29 protein-coding genes and 1 pseudogene are annotated in these 26,011 nt (G+C 60.3%); 18 read left to right on the top strand and 12 right to left on the bottom strand.

Features of this window, described 5'->3' with window-relative positions; translation table 11 throughout:
* Positions 1 to 18: 18 nt before the first annotated feature.
* On the bottom strand, positions 19 to 447 hold the full coding sequence (locus RHM69_RS13835) for a GNAT family N-acetyltransferase (protein ID WP_019819336.1): 429 nt from the start codon (positions 445 to 447) through the stop codon (positions 19 to 21).
* Between the two features lie 302 nt (positions 448 to 749).
* Between RHM69_RS13835 and RHM69_RS13830 the strand changes: the two genes are divergently transcribed.
* The 6 genes and pseudogenes from RHM69_RS13830 to RHM69_RS31080 all read left to right on the top strand — a co-directional run bounded on the left by RHM69_RS13830 (position 750) and on the right by RHM69_RS31080 (position 5,679).
* Positions 750 to 1,679, top strand: a complete 930-nt coding sequence (locus tag RHM69_RS13830) for a fatty acid desaturase (protein ID WP_200599582.1) — start codon at positions 750 to 752, stop codon at positions 1,677 to 1,679.
* A gap of 9 nt (positions 1,680 to 1,688) precedes the next feature.
* Positions 1,689 to 2,480, top strand: a complete 792-nt coding sequence (locus tag RHM69_RS13825; protein ID WP_014719651.1) for a phosphate/phosphite/phosphonate ABC transporter substrate-binding protein — start codon at positions 1,689 to 1,691, stop codon at positions 2,478 to 2,480.
* Positions 2,481 to 2,588: 108 nt separating this feature from the next.
* On the top strand, positions 2,589 to 3,110 hold the full coding sequence (locus RHM69_RS13820; protein ID WP_019819328.1) for a sigma-70 family RNA polymerase sigma factor: 522 nt from the start codon (positions 2,589 to 2,591) through the stop codon (positions 3,108 to 3,110).
* Positions 3,111 to 3,220: 110 nt separating this feature from the next.
* On the top strand, positions 3,221 to 4,171 hold the full coding sequence (locus RHM69_RS13815; RefSeq protein ID WP_019819326.1) for an aliphatic sulfonate ABC transporter substrate-binding protein: 951 nt from the start codon (positions 3,221 to 3,223) through the stop codon (positions 4,169 to 4,171).
* A gap of 143 nt (positions 4,172 to 4,314) precedes the next feature.
* Positions 4,315 to 5,136, top strand: a pseudogene (locus tag RHM69_RS31085) (PAS domain-containing protein); the annotation flags it as partial.
* Complete coding sequence (locus RHM69_RS31080) at positions 5,110 to 5,679, top strand: methyl-accepting chemotaxis protein (protein ID WP_371103969.1); 570 nt, start codon at positions 5,110 to 5,112, stop codon at positions 5,677 to 5,679. The pseudogene RHM69_RS31085 and the gene RHM69_RS31080, both read left to right, overlap by 27 nt.
* Positions 5,680 to 5,956: 277 nt before the next feature.
* Here the strand turns inward: RHM69_RS31080 and RHM69_RS13805 are convergent, their stop codons facing one another.
* The 6 genes from RHM69_RS13805 to RHM69_RS13780 all read right to left on the bottom strand — a co-directional run bounded on the left by RHM69_RS13805 (position 5,957) and on the right by RHM69_RS13780 (position 11,196).
* Positions 5,957 to 6,379 carry a hypothetical protein gene (locus RHM69_RS13805; RefSeq protein WP_019819324.1) on the bottom strand — a complete coding sequence of 141 codons (423 nt, stop codon included), beginning with the start codon at positions 6,377 to 6,379 and terminating at the stop codon, positions 5,957 to 5,959.
* 142 nt (positions 6,380 to 6,521) lie between these two features.
* Entirely contained in the window at positions 6,522 to 7,937 is a 1,416-nt protein-coding gene (locus RHM69_RS13800; RefSeq protein WP_032902779.1) for an MFS transporter, read from the bottom strand.
* Positions 7,938 to 8,135: 198 nt separating this feature from the next.
* On the bottom strand, positions 8,136 to 8,555 hold the full coding sequence (locus RHM69_RS13795; protein ID WP_102666861.1) for a hypothetical protein: 420 nt from the start codon (positions 8,553 to 8,555) through the stop codon (positions 8,136 to 8,138).
* A gap of 155 nt (positions 8,556 to 8,710) precedes the next feature.
* Positions 8,711 to 9,343, bottom strand: a complete 633-nt coding sequence (locus tag RHM69_RS13790; RefSeq protein WP_200599592.1) for a glutathione S-transferase family protein — start codon at positions 9,341 to 9,343, stop codon at positions 8,711 to 8,713.
* 190 nt (positions 9,344 to 9,533) lie between these two features.
* Positions 9,534 to 9,773 (bottom strand): DUF6124 family protein, encoded by a 240-nt coding sequence (locus tag RHM69_RS13785; RefSeq protein ID WP_014719643.1) that lies wholly within the window; start codon positions 9,771 to 9,773, stop codon positions 9,534 to 9,536.
* 391 nt (positions 9,774 to 10,164) lie between these two features.
* Positions 10,165 to 11,196 (bottom strand): LacI family DNA-binding transcriptional regulator, encoded by a 1,032-nt coding sequence (locus RHM69_RS13780; RefSeq protein ID WP_161793224.1) that lies wholly within the window; start codon positions 11,194 to 11,196, stop codon positions 10,165 to 10,167.
* A gap of 225 nt (positions 11,197 to 11,421) precedes the next feature.
* On the opposite strand from RHM69_RS13780, the gene RHM69_RS13775 reads away from it, so the two are divergent.
* Together RHM69_RS13775 and RHM69_RS13770 are read left to right on the top strand one after the other, a co-directional pair.
* Positions 11,422 to 11,955 carry a gluconokinase gene (locus tag RHM69_RS13775; protein WP_014719641.1) on the top strand — a complete coding sequence of 178 codons (534 nt, stop codon included), beginning with the start codon at positions 11,422 to 11,424 and terminating at the stop codon, positions 11,953 to 11,955.
* Between the two features lie 84 nt (positions 11,956 to 12,039).
* On the top strand, positions 12,040 to 13,392 hold the full coding sequence (locus RHM69_RS13770; RefSeq protein WP_014719640.1) for a GntP family permease: 1,353 nt from the start codon (positions 12,040 to 12,042) through the stop codon (positions 13,390 to 13,392).
* A gap of 153 nt (positions 13,393 to 13,545) precedes the next feature.
* On the opposite strand, the gene alaC is transcribed toward RHM69_RS13770, so the two are convergent.
* Positions 13,546 to 14,757: an alanine transaminase gene (alaC, locus tag RHM69_RS13765; protein WP_020303120.1), complete on the bottom strand. Its 1,212-nt coding sequence runs from the start codon at positions 14,755 to 14,757 to the stop codon at positions 13,546 to 13,548.
* A 195-nt stretch (positions 14,758 to 14,952) separates the two neighbouring features.
* On the opposite strand from alaC, the gene RHM69_RS13760 reads away from it, so the two are divergent.
* A complete protein-coding gene (locus RHM69_RS13760) occupies positions 14,953 to 15,435 on the top strand; it encodes a GyrI-like domain-containing protein (protein WP_032902784.1) in 483 nt (160 codons plus the stop codon).
* Positions 15,436 to 15,501: 66 nt separating this feature from the next.
* On the opposite strand, the gene RHM69_RS13755 is transcribed toward RHM69_RS13760, so the two are convergent.
* Entirely contained in the window at positions 15,502 to 15,993 is a 492-nt protein-coding gene (locus tag RHM69_RS13755) for a GNAT family N-acetyltransferase (protein ID WP_014719637.1), read from the bottom strand.
* A gap of 145 nt (positions 15,994 to 16,138) precedes the next feature.
* Here RHM69_RS13755 and RHM69_RS13750 point away from each other — a divergent pair, with 145 nt between their 5' ends.
* From RHM69_RS13750 to RHM69_RS13735, 4 genes are read left to right on the top strand one after another with little or no spacing between them, the layout of a single operon-like run.
* Positions 16,139 to 16,558, top strand: coding sequence for a YybH family protein (locus RHM69_RS13750; protein ID WP_019819316.1), 420 nt, complete (start codon positions 16,139 to 16,141; stop codon positions 16,556 to 16,558).
* 42 nt (positions 16,559 to 16,600) lie between these two features.
* Positions 16,601 to 16,954, top strand: a complete 354-nt coding sequence (locus RHM69_RS13745) for a YciI family protein (RefSeq protein WP_014719635.1) — start codon at positions 16,601 to 16,603, stop codon at positions 16,952 to 16,954.
* Positions 16,955 to 16,979: 25 nt separating this feature from the next.
* On the top strand, positions 16,980 to 17,456 hold the full coding sequence (locus RHM69_RS13740) for an SRPBCC family protein (protein ID WP_020303118.1): 477 nt from the start codon (positions 16,980 to 16,982) through the stop codon (positions 17,454 to 17,456).
* Positions 17,453 to 18,664, top strand: a complete 1,212-nt coding sequence (locus RHM69_RS13735) for an RNA polymerase sigma factor (RefSeq protein WP_191948890.1) — start codon at positions 17,453 to 17,455, stop codon at positions 18,662 to 18,664. The genes RHM69_RS13740 and RHM69_RS13735 overlap by 4 nt, the downstream gene beginning before the upstream one ends.
* A gap of 109 nt (positions 18,665 to 18,773) precedes the next feature.
* On the opposite strand, the gene RHM69_RS13730 is transcribed toward RHM69_RS13735, so the two are convergent.
* The gene (locus RHM69_RS13730; RefSeq protein ID WP_019819309.1) at positions 18,774 to 19,628 is read right to left on the bottom strand and encodes a LysR family transcriptional regulator; all 855 of its coding nucleotides are present in this window, start codon (positions 19,626 to 19,628) and stop codon (positions 18,774 to 18,776) included.
* 88 nt (positions 19,629 to 19,716) lie between these two features.
* Between RHM69_RS13730 and RHM69_RS13725 the strand changes: the two genes are divergently transcribed.
* Positions 19,717 to 20,154 (top strand): multidrug/biocide efflux PACE transporter, encoded by a 438-nt coding sequence (locus RHM69_RS13725; RefSeq protein ID WP_200599594.1) that lies wholly within the window; start codon positions 19,717 to 19,719, stop codon positions 20,152 to 20,154.
* 11 nt (positions 20,155 to 20,165) lie between these two features.
* Here RHM69_RS13725 and RHM69_RS13720 read toward each other — a convergent pair whose 3' ends face one another.
* Positions 20,166 to 20,924, bottom strand: coding sequence for an SDR family NAD(P)-dependent oxidoreductase (locus RHM69_RS13720; RefSeq protein ID WP_014719630.1), 759 nt, complete (start codon positions 20,922 to 20,924; stop codon positions 20,166 to 20,168).
* Positions 20,925 to 21,030: 106 nt separating this feature from the next.
* Here RHM69_RS13720 and RHM69_RS13715 point away from each other — a divergent pair, with 106 nt between their 5' ends.
* A complete protein-coding gene (locus tag RHM69_RS13715; protein ID WP_020303117.1) occupies positions 21,031 to 21,927 on the top strand; it encodes a LysR family transcriptional regulator in 897 nt (298 codons plus the stop codon).
* Here RHM69_RS13715 and RHM69_RS13710 read toward each other — a convergent pair.
* Positions 21,924 to 22,841 (bottom strand): LysR family transcriptional regulator, encoded by a 918-nt coding sequence (locus RHM69_RS13710; RefSeq protein ID WP_014719628.1) that lies wholly within the window; start codon positions 22,839 to 22,841, stop codon positions 21,924 to 21,926. The genes RHM69_RS13715 and RHM69_RS13710 overlap by 4 nt on opposite strands.
* Positions 22,842 to 23,090: 249 nt before the next feature.
* On the opposite strand from RHM69_RS13710, the gene RHM69_RS13705 reads away from it, so the two are divergent.
* The 3 genes from RHM69_RS13705 to RHM69_RS13695 are packed head-to-tail and all read left to right on the top strand — an operon-like array spanning position 23,091 to position 25,755.
* On the top strand, positions 23,091 to 23,849 hold the full coding sequence (locus tag RHM69_RS13705; protein ID WP_200599596.1) for a 5-oxoprolinase subunit PxpA: 759 nt from the start codon (positions 23,091 to 23,093) through the stop codon (positions 23,847 to 23,849).
* A 56-nt stretch (positions 23,850 to 23,905) separates the two neighbouring features.
* Positions 23,906 to 24,784 carry a 5-oxoprolinase subunit B family protein gene (locus RHM69_RS13700; protein WP_014719626.1) on the top strand — a complete coding sequence of 293 codons (879 nt, stop codon included), beginning with the start codon at positions 23,906 to 23,908 and terminating at the stop codon, positions 24,782 to 24,784.
* Positions 24,781 to 25,755 (top strand): biotin-dependent carboxyltransferase family protein, encoded by a 975-nt coding sequence (locus RHM69_RS13695; RefSeq protein ID WP_014719625.1) that lies wholly within the window; start codon positions 24,781 to 24,783, stop codon positions 25,753 to 25,755. Before RHM69_RS13700 ends, RHM69_RS13695 begins: the two co-directional genes overlap by 4 nt.
* Positions 25,756 to 26,011 lie beyond the last annotated feature (256 nt).

The raw sequence follows: 26,011 nt of genomic DNA, 5'->3' as shown, positions 1-26,011 counted from the left end.
CACAGTTCAACTGTGGGATCAGTGTTTATTCAGGACTGGGGCATTGAGCCCCATCGCAATCATCGGCTTATTGCGCTTGTAACGCACCAGCCGTTCACTCAGCGATTGCGGCAAAACCGTGTCCTGGCTGAACCCCATGCCCCGATACAACCCTTCCAGGTCCGGATGGCACAGCAACCAGACCGTCCCCTCACAACCCGCCACGGCCTCTTCAACCAGTCGCGCCGCGAGCCCCTGGCCACGATAAGTCGGCGCCACAAACACCCCCGTCAGCCACTGCCCACCCACCACCGGGCTCAAGCACAAGCCCGCCACGATGTCGCTATCGCGCGCCACCCACAAGCGGCCGCCCTTGAGTGCCTTCATCGACGAATTGTGGTTGCGGTAAAACTTGTTCAGCAGTGGCCACAGAGGCTCTGCCAGCGGTTCGATGTGCAATGGGGGCATGGGGTTCAGACAAGCATTATCCAGGGCCGGGGATTATAAGCGCCTTCTGCCGGGCAATAGGTGGTATACCCAGTGCTACATCCCCTGTTAGTGGAGCATGCATCATGGCCAAAGGTATGGATTCAAAGAAAGCCGCCAAGAAAAAACCGGCAAAGACCGCCGATGAAAAACGCGCGGACAAGAAGACCAAAAAATCCGAAGCAGGCCTGTTCGGTCACTGAGTTACACGCTTAGAACTAAACGATCTGCAAGATTTTCCCGCCTCATTGCACAGAGCAGGAAACACCTGCTCTGAGCTGCCGATGGCCAATTACCTTGATCCGACCCAACGCCGGGAAATCGAAGCCCTGGCGACGACCTTCGTGGCAAGAACCGAATGGCCGACCTGGCTACTGTTGATCGGCGTATATGCCGGCTGGTTCGCGGTGATCCTTGGCAGCCGGTGGCTGGGCCTGTGGCTGAGCATGTTGCTGCTGATTCCGCTGGTGACCCTGTGGCTATCGGTGCAGCACGAATTGCTCCACGGCCACCCGACCCGTTCGTTGTTGCTCAATAAACTCCTCGGCTATGCGCCTTTCGCGGTGTGGTATCCCTATACGCTGTACCGCGACAGCCACCTGTTGCACCACAACGACGACAACCTGACCCTACCGGGCATCGACCCGGAAAGCCGCTACCTCAATCAGCAGCAATGGGACGACAGCTCGCTGTTCGAACGTGGCGTGCATTGGCTGACCAAGACCGTGCTTGGCCGCTTCCTGCTGGCTGCGCCGTTGGCCATTGGCCGGTTGGCCCGTCACGAGTTTCAACGCCTGCCCCAGGTATGGCCGATGTGGCTGGCTCACGGCGCCGTTACTGTGCTGATGCTGAGTTTCATTGCCTCCTACAGCGCGCTTGCGGTGTGGCATTACCTGCTGCTGGTCAGCGTGCCAGCGTTGTCCCTGGCTTCGATCCGCTCCTACTATGAGCACCGCCCCCATCTGCGGCCGGAACACCGCACAGTGCTCAACGAAGCGTCCTGGCCCTGGGCCTGGCTGTTTCTCAACAACAATCTGCACCTGGTGCACCACGATCTGCCAACGTTGCCGTGGTACCTGCTGCCCAGGGTGTACCGTGCCCGGCGCGAGCAGTGGCTGGTGCGCAGCGGTGGCTTCCTGGTGCAAGGCTACGGCCAGTTGATCAGCCGTCACGGCCTCAAGGCCATCGACAGTCCCCGGCACCCGTTTGCCTGAGAGGCGACCATGAGTGAGTACTACGCCGACCTGCGCATGTACGTTGCGCCCGAACCTATCCAGCAGGCCAATCAACACTGGCTGGCGCGCATCCTTGAGCGCTTGAAGCTGCATCGTCTTAACGCCGACCACCTCGACTTGCGCGGCCTGTGGCTGGCGCCACAATTGCTCGTCAGCCAAACCTGCGGCTACCCGCTGATGACCCAACTGCGCGGCCAGGTGCGCATCATTGGGCGCCCCCGTTACGAGTTGGCCCACAGCAGCCACGGCGAACATTGCAGCCTGCTGTTGACCCGCGCGGACAACCCGCGTACCCGCCTGACGCAGTTCTACCAGAGCCGCGGCGTGATCAACGGCCACGACTCCAACAGCGGCATGAACCTGCTGCGTCACTGTCTGGCGCCGTTGCAGCGCGACGGGCGGTTCTTCGCCAGCGTCGGCATCAGCGGCGCCCACCGCGAGAGCTTGCGCTGGCTGCGTGAAGGCCGCGCCGACCTCGCCGCCATCGATAGCGTCACCTACGACTACCTCGCCCGATTCGCCCCCGAAGAGGTCGCGGGCCTGCGCGTCATCACCCGCAGCGCGCCGAGCCCGACTTTGCCTTACATAGGCGCGCTGGGCTTGAGCGATGGGCAGGTGGCGCAGATTCGTGAGGCGATGAACCTGGCGTTGCAGGACCTGCCGCAGGTGGCGCAAACCCTCGGTGTGCGAGCTGTGCTTCCTGCCAGCGAAGATGACTATCAGGTGGTGTTGGATTACCAGCGCAAAGCCGCCAGCATCGGCTATTCGGTACTTCAATAAGGTTATATAAGAATGCGTTTTAAGTATTATTAAAGCATAAGTAGCCTTGCTAGGATTGCTTCACCGGAACACCGGACATACCGCGCAACCTACTCAGAAGGAGCCCCTATGTCCGGCGCCGATCGTGCTCACAGCGACTATGTGGGCTCCCTGTTTCGCATTCATTACCCTTGGCTGTGCAGCCGTTTGCACCGCTACCTCAACTCCCGTGCCCACGCCGAAGACATCGCCGTCGACGCGTTTGTCCAGCTCTTGAGTGCACCTCAGGTAGCGCCGATACGACAGCCCCGCGCATTGCTTACCACCATTGCCCAGCGCCTGGTGTACCAGGTGTGGCGTCGACGTGACCTGGAGCGTGCCTACCTCGCTGCGCTGGATAACGATGCGGCCTGCGCGGAGGGCAGGGCCCGAGTGCTCGAAGCGCTGCAGGCCGTCGAGCAGACGCTCGACCGCTTGCCGGCCAAGGTCAAGGCGACGTTCCTGCTGTCCCGCGTCAACGGCCTGACGTACCCCCAGATCGCCGCCGAATTGGGGATTTCCCAGCGCTCGGTCAGTGACTACATGGCCCGCGCTGTTACCGGACTTGAATCCCACCCCGATCAAATGTGGGAGCTGGCTTGCCTGCGATAGCGGTGAGCCAGCCAACACCTCTGGCCATGACAGGCCGCCATCGCAGGCAAGCCAGCTCCCACACTTCCTGTGCTCACTTTGAATCTGATCGAACCACCAAGAGGCAACTTATGAAAGCAATCAAACACCTGCTGGGCAGTTCGCTGCTGGCATTGGCGGTACTGGCGCAACCCACCTCGGCGGCCGAACCTTCCACGCTGCGCATCGGCTACCAGAAAAGCTCGGTCAGCATGGTGCTCGCCCGTGAGCACAAGCTCTTCGAAGCCGCACTGCCCGGTACACAGGTGCAGTGGACCGAATTCCTCGGTGGCCCGCCGCTGATCGAAGCGCTCAACGCCGGGAGCCTGGACATCGGCAATATTGGCGATATCCCGCCGATCTTCGCCCAGGCGGCCGGGATCGACTTGCAGTATTTTGCCGTCGAGCCCAACGAGGGCAAGGCCGAAGCAGTGCTGGTGCCCAAGGCCAGCACCGTGCAGAACGTGGCCGAACTCAAGGGCAAGCGCGTGGCATTGCTCAAGGGCTCCAGTGCACACAACCTGTTCCTCAAAAGCCTGCTGCACGCCGGGTTGCAGTGGAAGGATGTGAATGTGGTGTACCTGTCGCCTTCCGACGGCCGCGCCGCGTTCGAACAAGGCAAGGTGGACGCATGGGTGGTGTGGGACCCGTACTACTCGGCCGCCGTGATCGACGGCTCGGCACGTGTGCTGCGGGACGGGCAAGGGTTGAACCCTGCGGGCAGTTTCTTCGTGGTCAACCACCCGTTTGCCAAGCAGCACCCAGAGGCCATCGCCACGATTATCCAGACGCTTGGCAAGGCGCAGCGCCTGTCGCTTGATGAGCCTGCCGCGAGCATCACGCTGATGGCCGGCACCCTGGGCCTGCAACCGGCGGTGGTCAAAAGCTACTTCGAACATCGCTCGCCTGAGCCGATCCGCCCCTTGGCGGCCATCGACATTGCCAACCAGCAACGCACCGCCGACCTGTTTTTTGCCAACGGCCTGATCCCGAAAAAAGTCGACGTGCAGCAGGCTGTCTTCAAGCCCCTTGATCATCCCTGAGTAGTGATGCTGGCGGATTAGTGGCCTTGCAGAGTGCCAAGGCCTGTCTATGCTCACCCAGAACCGTTAACGACGCTTGGCCGATAAAGCGTTTCCAATGGTTATTTCCCCATGCAGGTGTACCAGAAATATCCAACGTATGAATGGAATGCGCCCTCCAGGCGCCGGGAATCCAGGGTGATCTGACCATGTTCAACCGCCAGCACAAATCCGACCTGCAAGAGATCCAGCGTTTTTCCTGTGCCCTTACCGAAGCCAACGCCAAGCTTGCCGCCATCAGCCGCTCCATGGCGATGATCGAGTTCGACCGCACGGGAGTGATCCTGAATGCCAACGAGCGTTTTTGCCAAACCATGGGCTACAGCATCGAGCAGATCCGTGGCAAACATCACCGCCTGTTTTGCGAGGAGGCGTATACCCACACCGATGCCTACCACCAGTTGTGGCGCGATCTGGCGCGAGGCGAGGCGCTCAGTGGCACCTTTATGCGCTTGAACAAGCATGGCGAGGAGGTGTGGCTCGAAGCCAGTTACATGCCGGTGCTGGACAGCGACAACCAGGTACGCAGTGTGATCAAAGTAGCGTCGGATATTTCTGCACGGGTGCACCATGAACACGAAAACCAGAGCCTCATCGACGCCATTGGCCGTTCCATGGCGGTAATCGAGTTCACGCCCCAGGGCCAAATCCTGAATGCCAACGACAATTTCCTGCGTACCGTGCAGTACACGCGGGAGGAAATCATCGGCCAGCACCACAGCATGTTCTGTCATCGCAGTGAAGTGGAGTCGCCGGCCTACAAGGCATTCTGGGCCTCACTCAATCGCGGCGAATATCACTCCCATCGCTTCGAGCGTAAAAACAAATACGGTAAGACCTTGTTTCTGGAGGCGTCCTACAACCCGATCTTCGACACGAATGGGCGCCTGTACAAAGTGGTGAAGTTCGCCAGCGACATTACCAGCCAGGTCACTACCCTGCGTACTGCCGCCGATTCGGCCCACGCCACCTCGGTGCAAAATGACGCCTGCGCACGCAAGGGCTCGCAGGTGGTGCAGCAAACGGTAGAGATCATCGAGGCGATCTCCAGTGACCTCAACCAGGCTGCCGAGAGTATCGATGCGGTGAACAAGCAATCGGACATCATCGGCGCCATTGTGCAGACCATCCGCAGCATCGCCGAGCAAACCAATATGCTGGCACTCAATGCGGCGATTGAGGCGGCGCGGGCCGGTGAGCATGGACGTGGGTTCGCGGTGGTGGCCGATGAAGTGCGCAGTCTCGCGGCACGCACCAGCCAGGCCACGGTGGAGATCGTGGATGTGGTGCGCAAGAATCACGACCTGTCGCTGTGCGCGGTGTCGAGCATGCAGTCGAGCCTGAGCCGCACGGGGCTCGGGGTGGAACTGGCGAATGAAGCGGGGCAGGTGATCCTGGAGATCCAGGAAGGCTCGCGGCATGTGGTGGATGCGATCAGTCAGTTCAATTCCACGCTGCAACTGCAGTAATTGAAACCTGCGCTGATACCCTGCGAAAGAATATTCAAATGTGGGAGGGGGCTTGCCCCCTCCCACATTTGGATTCCCTGCGCGACTAGATCGCAGCCAGGGTTTCTTTCACGGCCTGCGCCTGTGGGTCAGCCGTCTTCGCCGCTACCTGCTGTTGTTGCTGCTGCTGGAGGCGTTCGGATACTTCCTTGGCAAAGGCCTCGTCAATGTAGCGGCGGGTAGGCGGGCGCTTCAGGTGGCAAGCGATGACCGTATAGAGACCAATCGTTGCCGCTGGCTAGCTGTTTTTTACGGTGCGAATATCAAACGAGCCTTTGAACGAACGGTCCGTGCCTTCGACCTCAGCAGTGATTTCGAAAGTGCCGGCTGCAGAGCCTGTATTCCCGTCATAGGTGCGCAAGTCAAGCGTGCCGCTTTTTGCACGGTAGGAGGTGCGATGGCCGAAGACTGTTTGTCGGAAATAGCTGACGTTAACGTCTTTTGGCCAAGGTTGAGGCACGGTGATCGGACCTGGGGGCTGATCCTTGGGAAAGTCGATTTGAATCCCGATAAAGTCGCCACCCTGGCTGGGCTGGCGTCCATCCAGAGTGATCCAGCGTCCGGGACTGGATTCGCGATATACGACGTTGCTGGTATCTATTTCACCTTCGAAGCCTGTGGATTTAAGCCATCCTGCCGAGGCGTGTTCGCTCTGTTCCATGTTCAATCCGGGTTACCTTCCAATGGCGGCCCACCACGGGAACGCCTGATTATCAGTAGAACCGCCTGAGGCGTTGCGATCTACTGTCAAAGTTGACAGTAGAGTCACTCCGCTGACGGACGGTATCGAGCGCCGACGGTGGTCAATGGGCGATATTTTCCAATGCCAGATTACGCGTACGCGGCCCGAACCAACTGATGGTAATCATCACGATCAACATGCTGCTGGCGATAAACGCCAACACCCCCGGCGTGCCAAGGTGCTCTAGGATAAAGCCGATCAACAGGCTACTGAACACCGTGGACAAACGGCTGAACGAATAACAGAACCCGACCGCTCGCGCACGGATATTGGTGGGGAACAATTCGCTCTGATAGGAGTGATAACTGAAGCTCAGCCAGGCATTGCAGAAGGTGATCATCACCCCGCAGAAAATCAGCCCTAACGCTGTGGTTTGCAGGGCAAACAGGCTGCCGAAGATCACTGCACCCATGGCCGAGCCGACAATTTGCCATTTGTTCTCAAAGCGGTTGGCCACCTTGACGAACAGCAGCGGGCCCAGCGGGTAGGCGAGGGTGATGATAAAGGCGTAGAGCAGGCTGTGGGTCACGCTGACACCCTGGCCCGAGAGCAAGGCCGGCAGCCAGTTGCCAAAGCCGAAGAAGCCGATGGCTTGGAATACATGGAACACGATCAGCATCAAGGCGCGTCGCCGGTAGGGCGGCTGCCAGATATCGGCGAAACGGCCATTGCCCTGCACGCTGATGGCTTCGGGGTCCGGTTCGTCCAGCGGCTTGCCATGATCCTTTTGGCAGCGTGCCTCCAGGTTGTTCAGGATCGTGTCGGCCTCTTCGAAGCGTCCCTTTTGTGCAAGCCAGCGCGGTGACTCTGGCAGGCGCTTGCGCAGTTGCCAGATAAACAGCGCAAACACTGCACTTGAGAGCACCACCCAGCGCCAGCCCGCGATACCGAACGGCGCCTGTGGCACCAGCCACCACGACATCAAGGCCACAGCCGGTACCGACAGAAACTGGATAAAAAATGCAAAGGCAAACGCCGAACTGCGCATGCGCTTAGGTACCAGTTCCGAGAGATAGGCATCGATGGTCACCAGTTCGATGCCAAGGCCAATGCCCACCAGAAAGCGCATGCAGATAATGCCCACGGCCGAGGTCTGAATGCCCATCAGCACCGTTGCCACCGTGTACCAGACCAGCGCAAAGGTGAAGATCGCGCGTCGCCCGAAGCGGTCGGCGATGGGGCTGAGCAGGCTGGCGCCGAGGAACAGGCCCAGGAATGTGGCCGAGGCGAAAGCGGCCTGGTCCGAGAAGCCGAAAACACCTTCGCTGCCGGTATGAAAAATTCCGTCGCTGATCAGGCCAGGGCTGATATAGGCGGTCTGGAACAGGTCATACAGCTCGAAAAAGCCGCCGATGGAGAGCAACGCCACCAGGCGCCAAATAGTGGCGACGGCGGGCAGGCGGTCGATGCGGGCGCTGATGTGGGCGGCTCGGTGGGGGGCGAGGGTGTCCGTAGCTGAGACGGGGAGTGTGGACATGAATAAATTCCATAGTCGGTCACCTGGAATCTTAACTGGCTAACGGAAAGCGGTGTTTGTTAAGTTGCGGACGGTAGCCCGTACATTCGCCGATTAATTGCGCGCGGCGCCTCTGTTTCAGAGGTTTATCGCGCGAGGGCGCGAAGGCTGTCCTGCCGAAGGTTGCTATCGGCAGGCAGCTTCTGGTGCGTGGATGTTCTAGACGTGCTTGAAGTCCTCAACCTTATAAGCGCCTTGGGTGAAGCTCATCTTCTTTTGAGGGGCTTGCGCGGTTTGCGCCTCAAAGTGGAGGGACGCTGACAGCATATTGCCTTGCAGTTTCAATACGGTGAATTTGCCACTGGTTGCCATATAGTTGCCGGACTCGCCTTGTCGCGTGTCGTCAAACTCAAGCCTTACTTTTTTATCACTCCCCGTTGCATCGATGTCGTAGGTCTCACCTGCCTTGATATTTTGGTCGATGCTTATTTTTATCAAGCCAGATTCGGACATGATTCCAACGGTCGAATTGAAATTTGACTCTCCGTTCAAATGGGCGACGTAAGACGTTTCAAATGGGAAGTTCCACCCATCGATTACGCCGAAAATTTTGTCGTTCTCACCGATCTTCTTGCTCATGGCCGCTTCTCCATATCCAGGAATGAGCGAGGCGTTGCCTTGCTCTGGCTTATGAATAGGTGAAGATGAAAAACAGGTCTACTGTCAAATATGACAGGTGGTAGTGGTTTTCAGACCAATGGTGATGACCATCGGCCTGAGGCCTAATAGCTCGCTTAGTCATGGCCGTCGAGGGCGAAGGTCTTGAAGCCGGCATGCTGGCTGAGGCGTTGGTAATACGCCGCGATGGCGGGGTAGGGTGGCCGCTCAATGGGTGTCATCTGCCACCGATGCACCGAAAGGCCTATCAAGATGTCAGCGAGGGTGAACTCTTCGCCCGCGACGTAGGCGCCGGTCTTGGTCAACTGTTGTTCCAGCAAGGCCATCTTGTCATTCCAGGCCTGCACGCCCGCCTGGATGCGTTGCGGGTCCTGATAGTCCGGGTTCTTACGCACCAGTGCGTTGAACACATAGCCCCATGAAGGATTGAGTTCGGTGGCCTGCCAGTCCATCCACTGTTCAACCCGTGCACGCAAGGCAGGCTCAACGGGTAGCAAGTCATGGCGCTGATAAAGGCCGACAAGGTAGCGACAGATGGTATTGGACTCCCACAGCACGCCATGGTCGTCGATCAGCACCGGCACCTGCGCGTTGGGGTTCAAGGCGAGGAACTCGGGGGACTGGGTGGGCTTGAAGCCGATGCCCCAGTCCTCACGCACGTAGTCGATGCCCAGTTCTTGGCAGGTCCAGAGTACTTTGCGCACGTTGATGGAGGAGGTGCGACCCAAAATTTTCAGTGAATGGCCCATGGTGCTTCCCTGGCATTTGGAGAATGACCAATCTAGCAGGCGCCGGGCACAGCGGCGAGGGTGTGAAGCGGGCCCGGTCGAAAATGTGGGAGCTGGCTTGCCTGCGATAGCGCTGTGTCAGTCAATGAAGGTACTGCCTGATACGCCGCTATCGCAGGCAAGCCAGCTCCCACAGGGATCGTGGATTGCCTCAGCAGCGTGGTGTGTGCTGGTCCATGGCCTTGCCCACCAGCAATACGCTCAGCTCGCTCAATTGATGAATGGCCAGGGCCACATCACGGTGTTTGCCGGTGAGGTCATCGGACAGGTCGAGCAGTAAGGTGCTGACGGAGCAGACGGTTTCGTAGCTGTTGGCCAGCAGGGTTTCAGTGGAAACATCGGGGATGAGCGTGAAGAGGGTGGTTAGCGGCGGATCGATTTTTTTGATCATCAGAGCATCCTGGAATGGGCTGCCGCCGTATCGCTACTAAACGAGGGTGGCAGCTGTACGCAGGTTAGTAGACCGGTGGACACTCAAAGCCGGCGCACCCGAAAGTGCCCTACGCACAGCCGCCATTAACGCGGGCAGGCTTATGCACTTAGAGTGACCAAACTCGGGCTACTAAACCCGATCACCGAGAAATTCAGCGACCGGCAAACCTTAGAGACCGTCACCGAGGCGCACAAGCCGGCGGATTCTGACGTAAGCGTAGGCAGCGGAGCAAGGCGCTTACTGCAATGTAAGCCGCTTCCTACGGCTGTCCTACCTATCAAGTGGGCACGGTAGAAAAAGGTGGGAGCTAGCTTGCCTGCTCCCACATTGTGTGCGTTCAGCTCGACGTTCAGGTGCTCTCGCGCACCTGCAACTCAAACCCCATATCCACCACTGGCTTGGCCACCTTGTTGCCCGCCATGATCGTCAGCAAATGCTCCGCCGCCCGACGCCCGATGGCTTCCCGTGGCGTGCTGATGCTACTCAGGCGCGGCACCATGAATGAGGAAGCGGGCAGGTCGTTGAAGCCCAGCACCGCCACACGTTCAGGCACCTTGATGCCATGGCGCAGGGCTTCGAGCAGGGCGCCCTGGGCCAGGTCGTCGTTGCCGAAGAAGATCGCATCCACATCCGGATGCGCTGCCAGCAATTGCAGGAACAGTTCGCCGCCCAGGCCCACGGAGGAGGGGCGTGGTGTCAAAAGCTCCAGCGCCGGGTCGTACATGCCCGCCTGCTGCAAGGCGCGGCGGAAACCTTCGCCGCGCAACAACGTGCGCTGATCCAACTGCGCGCCGATATAGGCCAGGCGCTTGCGCCCCCGGGACAGCAAGTGCGCCGCCGCGGTCTCGCCAGCGGCCAGTTGCGAGAAGCCCACGCAGTTCACCCCGGCATTAGGGTCCAGATCCATCATGTACACACAGGGCACATTGCTGGCCTCGACCATTCGTCGCGCGCTTTCGGTGCGGTCAAACCCGGTCAGCAGCAATCCCCGCGGCTGATAGGCCATGTAGTTGCGCAGCAGGTCTTCTTCTTCATCGCGCGAATAATGGGAGTTGCCGATCAGTACTTCAAAGCCCTTGGGCCGCAGTACCTGATGAATAGCTTCCAGGGTTTCGATAAACAGCAGGTTGGACAGTGACGGCACCAGCACCACCACCGAATGGCTCTGCGCCGAGGCCAGAGCGCGGGCGGCGGGGTTGACCACGTAGCTCAGTTCGGCGGCGGCCTGTTGCACCTTTTCTACCAGCTCCGTGGCGACCGTGCTGATACCGCGCAAAGCACGGGAGGCGGTAATCGGACTGACGCCAGCCAGGCGGGCGACTTCGTTCAAGGTGGGGCGACCCGTCGTGCGGGTATTTTTATCGTTCTTAGAGGTCATCAGGCAGCTTGCCAAACAAAAATCGAGGCACTAAGGTAGCGCTGTCTCCAAAGGGCTGCAAATTCTTGGATAAAGGGTTGCCTGATCCTGTCCAGCTCTTGAAGTCAATCTGTTGGAACGGATGCACGCGTCACTCCATAAAAATGACAAGTCGGCGCGGGAAAAGCCTGTTTTTGCACTAGCCTTACGCTATGCAAAGGTAGCGCTATCTGCGTCCTGAGGTGTTTCATGAGTCAACCTGTTACCGCCCTGGTCATCATGGGTGTTTCCGGCTGTGGCAAGTCCAGCGTCAGCCAAGCCCTGTGCGCCCTTAACGGCGCCACTGCCATTGAAGGCGACAGCTTTCACCCCGCCGCGAACATCGAAAAGATGAGCGCCGGCCACCCCCTCAACGACGACGACCGCGCCGGCTGGCTCGACATCCTGTGCGATGAACTGCGCCGCGCGTTGAAAGCGGGCGAGCATCCTGTACTGACCTGTTCGGCCCTGAAGAAAAAATACCGTGACCACTTGCGCGAAGCCGCGCCGGGCCTGGGTTTTGTCTTCCTGGAACTGACCCGCGAAGTCGCCGCCGACCGCGTGTCTCACCGCCCCGGCCATTTCATGCCGGCAAGCCTGATCGATAGCCAGTTCGCCACCCTTGAATCGCCCAAGGGCGAGCCGCTGACCCTGGCCTTGAACGCCAGTGAAGACAGCGTCGAGGAGTTGGCCGAGCAGACCAATACCTGGTGGCGCAAGCACGGCTTTGAACCTACTCATTAATTTTTTGCCGGAAAAGATAGCGCTATCCCCGGCAGGAAGTTCAACACCCGCTTTAATAACAACAACAAACAGGAGAGACCCCCCATGTTTGGCATGTCCCACGAGTCTTACCTGCTGCTAGATGCAGTAGTCACTATCATCGGGTTGATCGTACTGATCACCAAGTTCAAGGTGCACCCGTTCATTGCACTGATCATCGCGGCCGGTTTCCTCGGCCTCACCTCGGGTATGCCCGTGGACAAGATCATCAAGGCGTTCCAGGACGGCTTCGGCGGGGTGCTCGGCTTTGTCGGCATCATCCTCGCGCTGGGCACGATGCTCGGCAAGATGATGGCCGAGTCCGGCGGTGCCGATCAGATCGCCCAGACCCTGATCCGCGCCTTCGGCAAAGAGAAGGTCCAGTGGGCCATGATGTTCGCCGCGTTCCTGGTGGGCATCCCGCTGTTCTTCGAGATCGGCTTTGTATTGCTGATCCCGCTGGTGTTTATTGTCGCCCGGCGTACCGGCGTGTCGTTGATCAAGATCGGTATCCCGCTGCTGGCCGGTTTGTCGGCGGTGCACGGTCTGGTGCCACCGCACCCGGGCCCGCTGCTGGCCATCGGCGTGTTCGGTGCCGATATCGGCAAGACCATCCTGTACGGTCTGATCGTTGCGCTGCCGACCGCCATCATCGCCGGCCCGATTTTCGGTACGTTCATCGCCAAGTACATCCCGGGCAACCCGTCCCAGGAACTGGTGGACCAACTGGCCCGCGAGACCGATAACAAGTCGCTGCCAAGCTTCAGCATCACCCTGGTCACCGTGCTGCTGCCGGTGTTCCTGATGCTACTCAAAACCTTTGCCGACATCGCGTTCGCTGAAGGCAACGTGGTGCGTAACTGGATGGACATGATCGGCCACCCGATCACCGCACTGTTGCTGGCGTTGCTGTTGTCGCTGTACACCTTTGGCCATCGTCAGGGCATCCACTCCAAGCAGATCCTCAAGCTGCTCGACGCCAGCCTTGCGCCGACCGCCGCGATCATCCTGATCATCGGTGCCGGTGGTGGCTTCAAGCAGATGTTGGTGACCAGCGGCGTGGGCGACGTGATCGGCCATATGGCGGTGAACGCGCAGATCAACCCGATCCTGCTGGCGTGGCTGGTGGCGGCGGTGATTCGGATTGCCACCGGTTCGGCGACGGTTGCGACCATTACCGGCGCGGGCATTGTGGTGCCGGTGGTGGGCATGATCCCAGGGGTTAACCGCGAGTTGCTGGTACTGGCGACGGGCGCGGGTTCGTTGATCCTGTCTCACGTCAACGATGCGGGGTTCTGGCTGGTCAAGCAGTACTTCAACATGACCGTGGCCGAGACGTTCAAGACCTGGACGGCGATGGAGACCATTCTGTCGATCGTGGCGCTGATCTTCATCATGTTGCTGTCGTTGGTGGTGTAAGCCACACCACAAAAGCAGTGGCGGCAACTCGATCAAAATGTGGGAGCTGGCTTGCCTGCGATAGCATCACCTCGGTACATCTGAAACACCGAGGTGTCTGCATCGCAGGCAAGCCAGCTCCCACATTAATTGGGTTTCTTCAGGTAGATCAGGTCAGGCCTTGCTGACCAACGCATCCGCCCTGAACATCCCGCGAATCCCACGTACGGCCTGGCGAATCCGATCCTGGTTTTCGATCAGCGCAAAGCGCACATGATCATCGCCATACTCACCAAAACCGATCCCCGGCGACACACACACCTTCGCTTCCAATAACAGTTTCTTGGCAAACTCCAGCGAGCCCATGGCGGCATACTGCTCGGGAATCTTGGCCCAGACGTACATCGACGCCTTCGGGTTCTCCACCATCCAGCCCAGCTCATGCAGGCCTTTGACCAGCACATTGCGACGCTGGCGGTACTGTTCAGCGATGTCCTTCACGCACTGTTGGTCGCCTTCCAGCGCTGCAATCGCCGCCACTTGCAGCGGGGTGAAGGTGCCGTAGTCGTGGTAGCTCTTGATGCGTGCCAGGGCGTTGACCAGTTCCGGGTTGCCTACCATGAAGCCGATGCGCCAGCCGGCCATGTTGTAGCTCTTGGACAGGGTGAAAAACTCCACCGCAATGTCCTTGGCGCCGGGCACTTGCATGATCGAGGGGGCTTTCCAGCCGTCGTAGACGATGTCGGCGTAGGCCAGGTCGTGCACCACCAGCACGTCGTACTGCTTGGCCAGGGCGATCACCCGTTCGAAGAAGTCCAGTTCCACACACTGCGCGGTGGGGTTGGACGGGAAGCCGAGGATCATCATCTTCGGCTTGGGGATCGAGCCGCGAATCGCGCGCTCCAGCTCAGCGAAGAAATCCACGCCCGGTATCAGCGGCACCGAACGTACCTGGGCACCTGCAATCACTGCGCCGTAGATATGAATCGGGTAGCTGGGGTTGGGCACCAGCACGGTATCGCCCTGGTCCAGGGTGGCCAGCATCAAGTGCGCCAGGCCTTCCTTGGAACCGATGGTCACGATGGCTTCGGACTCAGGGTCGATATCCACCGCGTAACGGTCCTTGTACCAGCGCGAAATCGCCCGGCGCAGGCGCGGAATGCCTTTGGAGGTGGAGTAGCCGTGGGTGTCTTCACGCTGGGCGACGGTGACCATTTTCTCCACGATATGAGGAGGCGTGGCGCCGTCAGGGTTACCCATGCTCAAGTCGATGATGTCTTCGCCGCGCCGACGCGCAGCCATCTTCAGCTCGGCAGTGATATTGAAAACGTAAGGGGGGAGTCGATCTATGCGCGCAAAGCGGCGCGGCGAACCTTGGTCTGCCATTGTTGCCTCGAGGTACGTAAGCGCCCGGAACCGTCCGAGCGACGTCGGCCACTGCGGTGGCCTGCGGGGCAGACAATAAGGGCGATGATGGCCAGTTGTCCAGATGCGTAGGAAATTTTTCTACATGGAGTACAACGCGGATATGCCCCTATACTCGATGCGGGTTTGTTCCCTCATAAGAAGGAGACTGTTCGTATGGATCAGCAGACAAAACAACCGTTGGAGTCACGCCTGGAAGCCGGTAAGGCCCTGGTGATCGCCGGGGTACAAGGGCGATATTCGAAGGCCACCGTGGGCGATATCCCACGGCTGTGGGAGTTGTTCGATACCTGCATCAAGGACATCAAGAAGCGCGTCGGCGGTGTGACCTACGGGGTGTGCCATAACCCGCATCACGGCGAATTCGATTACCTGGCAGGTGTTGAAGTCCCGGCCAGGAAAGACGTGCCAAGCAATTTCGAGGTGATCGAAATTCCGCCACTCAACTATGCCGTGTTCCCCCACTACGGGCCGGTGCAGGCGCTGGAGCAAACCTACGAGCGCATCATGTTCGAATGGCTGCCGCACTCGGGCTACAAAGTCATGGGCGCGGATTTCGAGCGCTATAGCGCGGACTTCGATGCCAGGAAGGGCACGGGGACGGTGGAAATCTGGCTGCCGATCGGGGAGCGGGGCTGACACTGCACCCGATGTCACGTAAACACGACATGCACGCTTAAAAGTCATGTTTACGTGACATTGCCGCTATGGATTAAACCTGAAGCTCAACCGGCGCTCATACCCTACGCGACCCTTGTACGCCTCACCGCGATCCACCCATCCTGCCCCCAGATACAACCCCATTGCCGCCAGGTTGTGGGCATCCACCGACAACTCCAACCCCTTGATCTGCGGCCAGGCCTCGCGCGCCACGGCGGGCAACGCCTGCAAACACATCTTGCCGTATCCACGCCCCTGTTGATGCCGGTCTACCTGTAGCGCGTGGAGTGTGGCGCTGTGTTCATCGGCCCAATGAGGCAGGCACGGTGGTCGCTTGAGCAGCAAGAACGCCACAGGAAGGTCGTCGACCAACAGCGCAAAGCCCTTGACCCCAGGGCTCGGGTTGGCGAGCAGGGTATTGAGGGCGCAATACATATCACCGCAAAACGGCAGTTGTTCAGGGTGAACTTCGATGGCGCCGACTTGCTGTTGTTGCACAGCATTCAGCGCCTCGTAGGCAACGAGGCGGGTTGGCATGGGGCTGTCCGAACGGCTGCAAGAGAAGTGGCAGTTTATCGGGTTTGGGCTACGGGAAATTATTTTTCAGGGGGATGTCGATTTCCCTTCGGGCCATTCGACTAAGGGTGTCTTCCGTGATTTTCCACCCCAAGGAGTCATCGCCATGAGCACTGCAATCAAGCGCCTGATCGAGCAATGGAAAGACGCCGTCGTCAGTCGCGATATCGACAAAATTGTCAGCTTTTACGCCGACGATATCGTCTCGTTCGACGCCGTAACCGCTCTGCAATTCAAGGGCAAGGCGGCCTACCGCGCGCATTGGGAGGCGTGCATGGAGCACTGCCCCGGCCCCGGCATCTTCGAGTTTCATGAATTGCATGTCGTCGATGCGCCAGACAGCGCATTCGCCCACTGGCTGGCCCACTGCGGCGGCGCCGGGCCGGACGGCGAGGTAAAGGCCTGCTGGATGCGCGTGACTGCCGGCTACCAGCGTATCGATGGCCAATGGAAGGTGGTGCACGAGCACTGGTCGGCACCGTTTGATATGCAAAGCGGCACGGCGTTGTTCGACCTGAAACCTTGAGCACTGCGAACTATAGTCAGTAGTCCGAAAACGGAGAACGCCATGAAATACCTGTGCTTGATCTACAGCGACGAACAGGCGTTGCACACCTCGCCCGACAGCCCCCACGACTCGGAATGTCTGGCCTACGCCGAGTCCATCCAGGCCAGCGGGCGCATGCTGGCCGCCGAGCCGCTGGAGTCAGTGACCACCGCCACCACCGTGCGCATGCGCAACGGCAAGCTGTCGATCACCGACGGGCCTTTTGCCGAAACCAAGGAGCAGCTCGCCGGGTTCTACCTGATCGACGCCAAGGACCTCAATGAAGCGCTCCAGGTGGCTGGCGGCATTCCGGCAGCCCGGGTCGGCAGTGTGGAAGTGCGCCCCGTGCGCCAATTGAATCTCTCAACACAATAATCAAAAGACTTGAGGAGGTTGCCCCGTGAACATTCAACCCGCCGAATTTGAACTGTCCATCAGCCGCTTGATCGATGCGCCGCGCCGCCGGGTGTTTCGCGCCTGGACCGAGCCAACCCTGCTGCAACAATGGTGGGGCCCCCACGGCATGACCACCCCTGAATGCGAGATGAACCTGTGGGTCGGCGGCTTGTTCCGCACCTTGATGCGTGCGCCCGATGGCAGCGAGTACCCGACCCAGGGCGTTTTCCTGGAAATCGATGCGCCCAACCGCCTGGTGTTTACCGACGCGTTCATGCCGGGTTGGGTGCCCTCGGGCAAGCCGTTCATGAGCGCCGAAGTCACCTTTGAAGATGTCGGCGGCAAGACGCTCTACACCGCCCGCGCCATGCACTGGAGTGCCGAGGACAAGCAGGCCCACGAAGCCATGGGCTTTCATGACGGCTGGGGCCAGAGCCTGGACCGCCTAGTGAAGTTGGTGACCGAGGACATGGTCGATTGACCCAGCAGATCGACGCTATTTACCGCCGCGAATCACGCCGCGTGCTCGCGACGTTGATTCGTGTGCTAGGGGATTTCGACCTGGCCGAGGAGGCGCTGCACGAAGCATTTTTCGTCGCCCTGCAGCGCTGGCCCGAGGATGGCGTGCCGGATAATCCACGGGCGTGGCTGGTGTCCACCGGTCGCTTCAAAGCCATCGACCGCCTGCGTCGGCAGTCGCGTTTTACCCCGTTATTGGAAGAGCAGGCCGAGGCGTTGGAGGCCGCGCCTTGGAGTGATGAAGACGTGGAAGACGACCGCCTGCGCCTGATGTTCACTTGCTGCCACCCAGCGTTGGCAGCCGATGCCCAGGTTGCGCTGACCTTGCGCGAGATCTGCGACCTGAGCACCGAGGCCATCGCTCACGCTTTTCTAGCCACGCCCACCACCATTGCCCAACGCATCGTGCGCGCCAAGGGCAAGATCCGTGAGGCGAGAATTCCCTATCAAGTGCCGTCCCGCGCCGAATTGCCCGAACGATTGGACAGTGTGCTGCGGGTGATTTACCTGGTGTTCAACGAGGGCTATTCGGCCTCAGCGGGTCCCGACCTCACCCGCGAGGACCTGACCTTGGAGGCCATTCGCCTGGGGCGTTTGCTGCTGGAGTTGCTGCCCGAGCCGGAAGTCATGGGCTTGCTGGCGTTAATGTTGCTGCACGAGTCGCGTCGGCCTGCCCGCACTTCTGCCAGCGGCGAACTGGTGCTGTTGGACGCTCAGGATCGTACGCTTTGGGACAGGGCCTTGATCGCTGAAGGCTGCGCATTGGTGGAGCAGGCGCTGATGACGCCACGCTTCGGGCCGTATTGCTTGCAGGCTGCGATTGCCGCCGTGCACGCCGAGGCGCCCAGCGCAGGGGAAACCGATTGGCGGCAGATTGTCGGGCTCTATGATGTATTGCTCAGGTCTGTGCCGTCGCCGGTGATCGAGTTGAACCGTGCGGTAGCGGTGGCGATGGAGCAGGGGCCTTTGGCGGGGCTGGCGCTGGTAGACAACCTTTTGCAGCGCGGTGAGTTGCAGGACTATCACTTGGCGCATTCGGCGCGTGGGGAATTTTGCCGGCAGTTGGGGCGGTTTGACGAAGCTCGCAGCGCGTACGAAAAAGCGCTGTCGCTGACGCAACAGGCGCCAGAAAAACGCTTCATCACGCGACGCCTCGCCGAACTCAAATAGCCAACACGATGTTATGACGCCCCGCGATCCAATGTGGGCGCTGGCTTGCCTGCGATGACGGCCTGACAGCCAACGTCTCTCTAACGGCCCCCTCTACATTGCACTGCGTTCACTCCAGCATCTTGCCCAGCAACCAGCTCCCCGCAGGCCCCGGCGGCTGGTGCCGGGACCACAGCGCATCCACCGCCACCGAACGCGGCCAACTGCGCACCTTGAGTTCAACCAACTGGTTGCCGCCAAAACGCTCCACCAGCCAGCGCGGTATCGGTGCCCAACCAAAACCCAGCTGTGCCATTTCCATCAGCATCAGGTAACTCGGCGCCGACCACACACGTTGCGTGCCGCGGTTTTCATTGGGGCTGATGATGCTCGCCAAGCGCAACTCCCGGTGTTGTTGCAAGGTGTGCGAGTGAACCTTGTCCAGGGTTGCCAATGGGTGTCTGGGCGAGACGAACAGCGCGATCTCCGTGCGCTCTTCCACGGGGGAGAACGTCAGGTCCGGCGGGTAGGCTTCTTGTTTCTCGATAAACGCGATCTGCGCCCGGCCACTTTGCACCAGTGCGATCAAGTCTTCGCATTCCGCGATCAGGCATTCCAGCTCAAGGTCTGGGTAGCGTTGTTCGAAGGCGCTGAGAGCGACCTCGAATCGATCAGACTGATAAGTATCGGACATGGCGAGACTCAACTTCGGCTCCAGGCCTTGCGATAACTGACTGGCTGCCAGCTCCAGGCGGCTACTGGCTTCCAGCACTTGCTCAGCCCGTTGCAGCAACACTTGCCCCGCCGGTGTGAGGGTCGGCTTGCGGCTGCTGCGGTCAAACAGCACCACGTTCAGGTCAATCTCAAGGCTGGCCACTGCCGCGCTCACGGTGGACTGGCTTTTGCCCAGCTTGCGTGCCGCCGCGGAAAACGAGCCTTGGGTGGCAGCCTGGACAAACGCCTGAAGCACTTCATGGGAGGCCATGACTATCGCCTTGATCGATGGTTATTGGTTATGAAGTATCGAGACAAAGCCTGATCATGGCAACCATCGTCACTCACGGAGCCGGGCTATGACCCCTACCAAATCCCTTACTGAACGCGTTTTTCAAGCCCTTGGTTTCGAGGGGTTGGCCTTATTGATTTGCACGCCGCTGTTGGTGTGGATCACCGGCCGGCCAGCGCTGGAGATGGGCGCAGTGACCCTGGGCATCAGCCTGTTGGCACTGAGCTGGAACGTGATGTTCAACAGCCTGTTCGACCGCCTTAAAAATCGCCTGCAACTGGCCAACGGTGGTTGGACCCGTGTGCTGCATGCGCTGCTGTTTGAAGGTGGCCTGATCCTCTTGGCAGTGCCGTTGATTGCCGCCTTGATGAAGATCAGCCTGTTGGAAGCCTTCATCCTCGACATTGGCGTGTTGTTGTTCTTCCTGCCGTACACCTACGTGTACCACTGGGGTTATGACGTGCTGCGCGAGAAATTCGCCGGTAAAACCCCAGTTACCCCGTAGGCGTGCGTCGCTTATAGGAACATCCCGCCCGACGCCTCGATCCGCTGGCCGGTGATCCAATGACTGCCATCGGCCAGCAAGGTCGAAATCGCCCCGCCAATGTCGTCCGGCAAGCCTACGCGGCCCAGGGCGGTGTTATTGGCAACCATCGCATTCACATCGGTGTTATCGCGCACCGCGCCGCCGCCGAAGTCGGTGGCAATCGCGCCCGGTGCCAGGGTGTTCACGGTAATACCCCGTGGGCCCAGTTCTTTAGCCTGGTAGCGCGACAAGACTTCCACCGCGCCTTTCATAGATGCGTAGGCGGCATACCCCGGCAGGCTGAAGCGCGCCAGGCCGCTGGAGATATTGATGATGCGCCCGCCATCGCTGATCAGCGGCAGCAGTTTCTGCGTGAGGAAAAACGGTGCCTTCACATGGATCGCCACCAACTGGTCGAACTGGGCTTCGGTGGTTTCGGCAAAGCTTGCGTAGGTGCCAACCCCGGCGTTGTTGATCAGGAAGTTGAAATGCTCCTGGGCGAACACATCCTTGAGCAGTGTGCCGATCTGGCCAACGAATGCATCGAAGGTTGCGCTCTGGCTGACGTCCAGTTGCAGCATGGCGGCGCGACCGCCCAAGGCCTCTACCTGGGCAACCACGGCTTGGGCTTCGGCCGCTGCGCTGTGGTAAGTGCCGATGATGTCGATGCCTTGCGCAGCCAGGTGCAGGGCGGCGCTTTTGCCCAGGCCACGGCTAGCGCCAGTGATGAGTGCGATTTTACGGGTCATGGTGCAGTCCTCGAATGGGGTGAGTGGGACTGAGTGTATTTGTCCGGCCGTAACGTGATAAACAGGCTGATATCGAAATCACTAGCCGGATAAGGCGAACAATCTAATGAACAAGCTTGAGCTGCTGCGCACCTTCGTACGCGTTACTGAGTTGTCGAGCTTTACCCAGGCCGGCCAAAGCCTGGGCTTGCCGCGCTCTACGGTCTCCGAGCATGTGCAGGCGTTGGAGGAGTTGCTCGGCGCTCGGCTGTTGCAACGCACCACGCGCAAGGTGCAGGCGACCCAGGATGGTCGTGTGTTGTATGAGCGCAGCAAGGATCTGCTGGCGCACATGGAAGAGTTGGAAGGTTTGTTCCGTCAGGACGAAACCCAATTGGCCGGACGCATACGGGTGGACATGCCCAATGTCATGGCGCGGGGCGTGATCTTGCCGAACTTGCCCACGTTCATGGCGCGCCATCCGCTGATCGACATGGAAATCAGCTGTTCGGACCGCCAGGTGGACCTGATCGCCGAAGGTTTTGATTGCGTGGTGCGCGTCGGCGCCCAGCCCGATCAAACTGTGGTAGCGCGGCGGGTGTGCAGCATGCCGATGGTCAACTGCGCGAGCGCGGCGTACCTGCAACGGTATGGCGTGCCCGACACCCTGGCAGACCTGGCGCATCATCAGTTGGTGCATTACGTGCGGCCGCTGGGCGCACGCTCGGCCGGGTTCGAATACCTGGTGGGCAACAAGGTGCAGCGGCTGCCGATGGCAGGCCGGGTGACGGTCAACAGCACCGACGCCTATCAATCGGCGTGCCTGGGCGGGTTTGGCATTACCCAGGTGCCGCAACTCGGGATACACGACTTGTTGGCCAGCGGCGAGTTGGTGGCGGTGCTGCCCGACTACCAGGCGCCGCCCTTGGATGTGTCGTTGCTGTACGCCGGCCAGCGGCATCTGCCGTTGCGGGTGCGGGTGTTCATGGACTGGTTGACCGCCACCCTGCAAGCTCATCTTTAACGGCGTGCCGACAACTGCTGGGGCGCCAGGAACGCGTCGTGGAAGTAATCCCGGAACGCTTGCATCGCGGGGGTAAACGCGCGCTCGCGGTGCCAGGCCAGGCCGACGCTCATGGGTGTGACCGGGTCGGTCACGGTCAGGGTTTCGATGCGTTTGCCTTCCAGGGACCAGGGCCGGTGTACCAGGTCTGACAGGATCGCCACGCCGCTGCCGTTGGCAACCATGCTGCGCACCGCCTCCACCGAGCTGGTGCGCAGCCGCACCTTGGGCGTTTGCCCGGCCTGTTCCCAGTAGCGCATGGCGCTGTGTTCGGCTTCATCGACGGTGAGCAAGATGTAGGGTTCTTGGGCCACGTCGGCCAGGCTCACGGCACCGCGTTCGCACAATGGGTGATGGCTGGGCAGCCACAGGCGGCGTTCGGAGTTGAATAGAATTTCCGAGACGATATCCGCGTGGGTGAGGTTGGCAGTGAGCACCACAGCCATGTCGAACTGGCCGTCGAGCAGGCCCTGTTCGATGGCCTGGCGCTCCTGTTCGAACACCTCGATGGTCACGTCCGGATGCCAATGCTCCATGCGCTGTAAATGGTGCGGCAGGAAATAACCCAGCACGGTGTAGCTGGCCGCCACCCGCAGCACGCCGCTGGCGCGGTAGTCCGGCAACGGGCTGTTGAGGGCATCCTCCACGCTGCGCACAATCACATAGGCACGGTTGAGAAAATGCCGCCCGGCATCGGTGAGGTTCATGCCCTGGGCCGAGCGCACGAACAACTGCACGCCGAGCATGGCTTCCAGCTCCTTGATCGCTGTGGTCACCGCCGATTGGGAAATATTCAGGTGAATTGCTGCCTGGGAAATCTGGCCGATTTCCGCAGTGGCGACGAAATAGCGAACCTGGCGCAAGGTTAAAGACATATCGCACTCTGCTTATTGATCGTTCCCACGCTCTGCGTCGGAATGCCTCTTGTGACGCTCGGCGTCACGGTCTCAAGTGCGGACTCAGAGCGTCCATGTCTGCATTCCCACGCAGAGCGTGGGAACGATCGGGGGTCGAGGATAAAAAGCTATCTGATTTTCAGAAGATGGGCCATCTGATAATAGATCTTCCCAAGGGGTCAAGCCACGGCCTACTTTGCGGGCATCACCTTTGGCGGAGCGACCTTGATGCAGGCAGTGGATTTCAATTCAGACATGGGCGAAGGCTTTGGCCCCTGGACCATCGGCGACGGCGTCGACGCAGAGCTGATGGCCTATATCAGCTCGGCCAATATCGCCACCGGCTTTCACGCCGGCGACCCAGGCACCATGCGCCGCACCGTCGAGCGCGCCAAGCAACGGGGTGTGGCCATCGGCGCACACCCAGGCTTTCGTGACCTGGTGGGTTTCGGTCGTCGGCATATCAACGCACCGGCCCAGGAACTGGTGGACGACATGCTCTACCAGCTCGGTGCCCTGCGCGAAATAGCCCGTGCCCAAGGCATGAGCCTGCAACACATCAAGCCTCACGGCGCGCTCTACATGCACCTGGCCCGCGATGAAGAGGCCGCCCGGCTGTTGGTGCAAAACCTGCAAATCATCGAGCCCACGCTGATGCTGTACTGCATGCCCAACTCGGTGATCTGGCGCATTGCCAAGGAACTGGGGCAGCCGGTGGTGCGCGAGTTTTATGCCGACCGTGAATACGACCTCAGCGGTTCCATCGTGTTTACCCGCAATGTGCGGGCGCTGGACCCCGCCACAGTGGCCGCGCGCGTCTTGCGTGCGTGTCAGACCGGCCTGGTACGTACCGTCGAAGGCGAAGACCTGGCGATCGAATTCGATTCCATCTGCCTGCACAGCGACACCCCTGGCGCCCTGGAGCTGGTGGGGGCCACCCGTGAAGCCCTGGACCAGGCGGGTATCGACGTCAGACCTCCCCAATAAGAGCCAACCCTTACTTTTTTGCCTGCCTTTCTACAATGATTCCAAGAGGAACAGACATGGCTGAAACGTCCCCCATCCGCTACAGCTTCGGCGGTGATGAACACCTGTTTGCCGAGGTCAGCAACAGCATGTCCCTGGAGGCTTTTTTCAAGGGCATGGCGGTGACCCGCGCCGTGGAGCGCCTGGCACTGGAAGGCGTATTGGATGTCTGCCTGGCCAACGCATCGTTCCAGATTCGCTTCGACCCTGACCGCATCGCCCCTCAGGCGCTGCTCGACGCCGTGCAAAGCGCCGAAGCCCAGGCCGTGGCCGAACGCACCTTGCGCACGCGCATCATCGAAATCCCGGTGCTCTATAACGACCCCTGGACCCACGAAACCCTGATGCGTTTTCGTGACCGCCACCAAGACCCCAGCGGCACAGACCTGGAATACGCGGCACGCATCAATGGCCTGGCCGACGTGGACGCGTTCATCGCCGCCCACAGTGGCGCGCCGTGGTTTGTGTCGATGGTCGGCTTTGTCGCGGGCTTGCCGTTCATGTTCCAGATGGTCGAACGCGAGCGGCAATTGCAGGTGCCCAAATACCTGCGCCCACGCACCGACACGCCGAAACTGACCCTGGGCCATGGCGGCTGCTTTGGCTGTATCTACTCGGTGCGTGGCGCGGGCGGTTACCAGATGTTCGGCGTTACCCCGGCACCGATCTACGACCCGGCGCAGCAGTTGGCGTACCTCAAGGAGCACATGGTGTTCTTCCGCCCTGGCGATATCGTGCAGTTCAAGCCGATGGACCGCGAGGCTTATGACCTGGCGGTCGCCGAGGTGGACGCCGGTCGTTTCGACCTGCGCATCCGCCCGGTGGAGTTTTCCCTGGATGCCTTTCTCGCCGACCCCATCGGCTACCCGAAAACCCTGCAGGAGGCGCTGGCATGATCAAGGTCCTCAAACCTGGCCTCGCCACCTCCGTGCAGGACCTGGGCCGCGAAGGTTATTACCACTTGGGCATCCCGCCGTCGGGGGCGCTGGACCAATACGCGTTGAGTGCGGCCAACCACCTGGTGGGCAATCCTGTGGGCGCGGCGGGCCTGGAATGCACGCTGATCGGGCCGGAGCTGGAGTTCCAGCAGGACGCGCTGGTGGCCTTGAGCGGCGCCTTGATGTCGCCGCGCCTGGACGGTGAAGTGGTGCACCAGGACACCGCCTTTGCCGTGCGCGCCGGGCAGGTGCTGCGGTTCGAGTTTCCCAAGGCCGGCGCACGCACCTACCTCGCCGTCGCCGGCGGTATCGACGTGCCGTTGGTGCTCGGCAGCCGCTCCACCTACACACTCGGCGCCCTCGGCGGGTTTAACGGCCGACGCTTGCAGGAGGGCGATCAATTGCCGATCGGTACCGCCAGCGGTATGGGGCGTGCGGGCAACAGCTTGCCGATGGCGTTGCGGCGTTCGGTCGGCGGCGATGTGACGTTGCGGGTAGTGCCGGGGCTGTATTACGAGCGCTTGACTGACGAGGCCAAAAGCAGCTTTTTTGCCGAGCCGTGGACGGTGGGCTCCGAGGCCGATCGCATCGGCTACCGCTTCAAGGGCGGCAGCGCGTTGAGCTTCCAGCCACGGGAACAGCCGTTTGGCGCGGGCTCCGATCCTTCCAACATCGTGGACAGTTGCTACCCGATTGGCTCGATTCAAGTACCGGCGGGGCTGGAGCCGATTGTGTTGCACCGCGATGCGGTGTCGGGCGGTGGCTACGCGATGATTGGCACGGTGATCAGCGCCGACCTGGACTTGATCGGGCAGATGCAGCCCAACCAGCGAGCGGGGTTTGTGGCGGTGAGCCTCGAGGAGGCTTTGGAGGCGCGGCGGGTGTACAAGAAGCGCCTCAAAGCGATGACGGGACTCTTCAATCACTGAATAAACGCAAACTGCTGTGGGAGCTGGCTTGCCTGCGATAGCGGTGGGCCAGCTTGCATTGTGTTGGCTGATACACCGCAATCGCAGGCAAGCCAGCTCCCACAGTTGGGCTCATTTCAATTTGAGAATGTGCGCAATGCCCGGCGATCAGTGGCTGGACGCTTCAAACACTGAATAAACGCAAAACCCTGTGGGAGCTGGCTTGCCTGCGATAGCGGTGGGTCAGCTTGCATTGTCTTGGCTGATACACCGCAAT

This window comes from Pseudomonas sp. CCI1.1, from assembly GCF_034348165.1.
GTDB lineage: Bacteria > Pseudomonadota > Gammaproteobacteria > Pseudomonadales > Pseudomonadaceae > Aquipseudomonas > Aquipseudomonas paracarnis.
The sequence above is the reverse complement of the archived record's forward strand: the minus strand, read 5'-3'. Positions and strand labels throughout refer to the sequence as shown.

Bases quoted from the DNA above. Each gene is read 5' to 3' on its own strand.
- alaC (WP_020303120.1), bottom strand. From the start codon at position 14,757: ATGGCAGACCAAGGTTCGCCGCGCCGCTTTGCGCGCATAGATCGACTC.
- RHM69_RS13700 (WP_014719626.1), top strand. From the start codon at position 23,906: ATGGCTGAAACGTCCCCCATCCGCTACAGCTTCGGCGGTGATGAACAC.
- RHM69_RS13815 (WP_019819326.1), top strand. From the start codon at position 3,221: ATGAAAGCAATCAAACACCTGCTGGGCAGTTCGCTGCTGGCATTGGCG.
- RHM69_RS13755 (WP_014719637.1), bottom strand. From the start codon at position 15,993: ATGCCAACCCGCCTCGTTGCCTACGAGGCGCTGAATGCTGTGCAACAA.
- RHM69_RS13790 (WP_200599592.1), bottom strand. From the start codon at position 9,343: ATGGGCCATTCACTGAAAATTTTGGGTCGCACCTCCTCCATCAACGTG.
- RHM69_RS13750 (WP_019819316.1), top strand. From the start codon at position 16,139: ATGAGCACTGCAATCAAGCGCCTGATCGAGCAATGGAAAGACGCCGTC.
- RHM69_RS13705 (WP_200599596.1), top strand. From the start codon at position 23,091: ATGCAGGCAGTGGATTTCAATTCAGACATGGGCGAAGGCTTTGGCCCC.
- RHM69_RS13715 (WP_020303117.1), top strand. From the start codon at position 21,031: ATGAACAAGCTTGAGCTGCTGCGCACCTTCGTACGCGTTACTGAGTTG.
- RHM69_RS13805 (WP_019819324.1), bottom strand. From the start codon at position 6,379: ATGGAACAGAGCGAACACGCCTCGGCAGGATGGCTTAAATCCACAGGC.
- RHM69_RS13830 (WP_200599582.1), top strand. From the start codon at position 750: ATGGCCAATTACCTTGATCCGACCCAACGCCGGGAAATCGAAGCCCTG.
- RHM69_RS13760 (WP_032902784.1), top strand. From the start codon at position 14,953: ATGGATCAGCAGACAAAACAACCGTTGGAGTCACGCCTGGAAGCCGGT.
- RHM69_RS13820 (WP_019819328.1), top strand. From the start codon at position 2,589: ATGTCCGGCGCCGATCGTGCTCACAGCGACTATGTGGGCTCCCTGTTT.
- RHM69_RS13720 (WP_014719630.1), bottom strand. From the start codon at position 20,924: ATGACCCGTAAAATCGCACTCATCACTGGCGCTAGCCGTGGCCTGGGC.
- RHM69_RS13835 (WP_019819336.1), bottom strand. From the start codon at position 447: ATGCCCCCATTGCACATCGAACCGCTGGCAGAGCCTCTGTGGCCACTG.
- RHM69_RS13730 (WP_019819309.1), bottom strand. From the start codon at position 19,628: ATGGCCTCCCATGAAGTGCTTCAGGCGTTTGTCCAGGCTGCCACCCAA.
- RHM69_RS13695 (WP_014719625.1), top strand. From the start codon at position 24,781: ATGATCAAGGTCCTCAAACCTGGCCTCGCCACCTCCGTGCAGGACCTG.
- RHM69_RS13795 (WP_102666861.1), bottom strand. From the start codon at position 8,555: ATGAGCAAGAAGATCGGTGAGAACGACAAAATTTTCGGCGTAATCGAT.
- RHM69_RS13785 (WP_014719643.1), bottom strand. From the start codon at position 9,773: ATGATCAAAAAAATCGATCCGCCGCTAACCACCCTCTTCACGCTCATC.
- RHM69_RS13745 (WP_014719635.1), top strand. From the start codon at position 16,601: ATGAAATACCTGTGCTTGATCTACAGCGACGAACAGGCGTTGCACACC.
- RHM69_RS13800 (WP_032902779.1), bottom strand. From the start codon at position 7,937: ATGTCCACACTCCCCGTCTCAGCTACGGACACCCTCGCCCCCCACCGA.
- RHM69_RS13725 (WP_200599594.1), top strand. From the start codon at position 19,717: ATGACCCCTACCAAATCCCTTACTGAACGCGTTTTTCAAGCCCTTGGT.
- RHM69_RS13775 (WP_014719641.1), top strand. From the start codon at position 11,422: ATGAGTCAACCTGTTACCGCCCTGGTCATCATGGGTGTTTCCGGCTGT.
- RHM69_RS13825 (WP_014719651.1), top strand. From the start codon at position 1,689: ATGAGTGAGTACTACGCCGACCTGCGCATGTACGTTGCGCCCGAACCT.
- RHM69_RS13770 (WP_014719640.1), top strand. From the start codon at position 12,040: ATGTTTGGCATGTCCCACGAGTCTTACCTGCTGCTAGATGCAGTAGTC.
- RHM69_RS13710 (WP_014719628.1), bottom strand. From the start codon at position 22,841: ATGTCTTTAACCTTGCGCCAGGTTCGCTATTTCGTCGCCACTGCGGAA.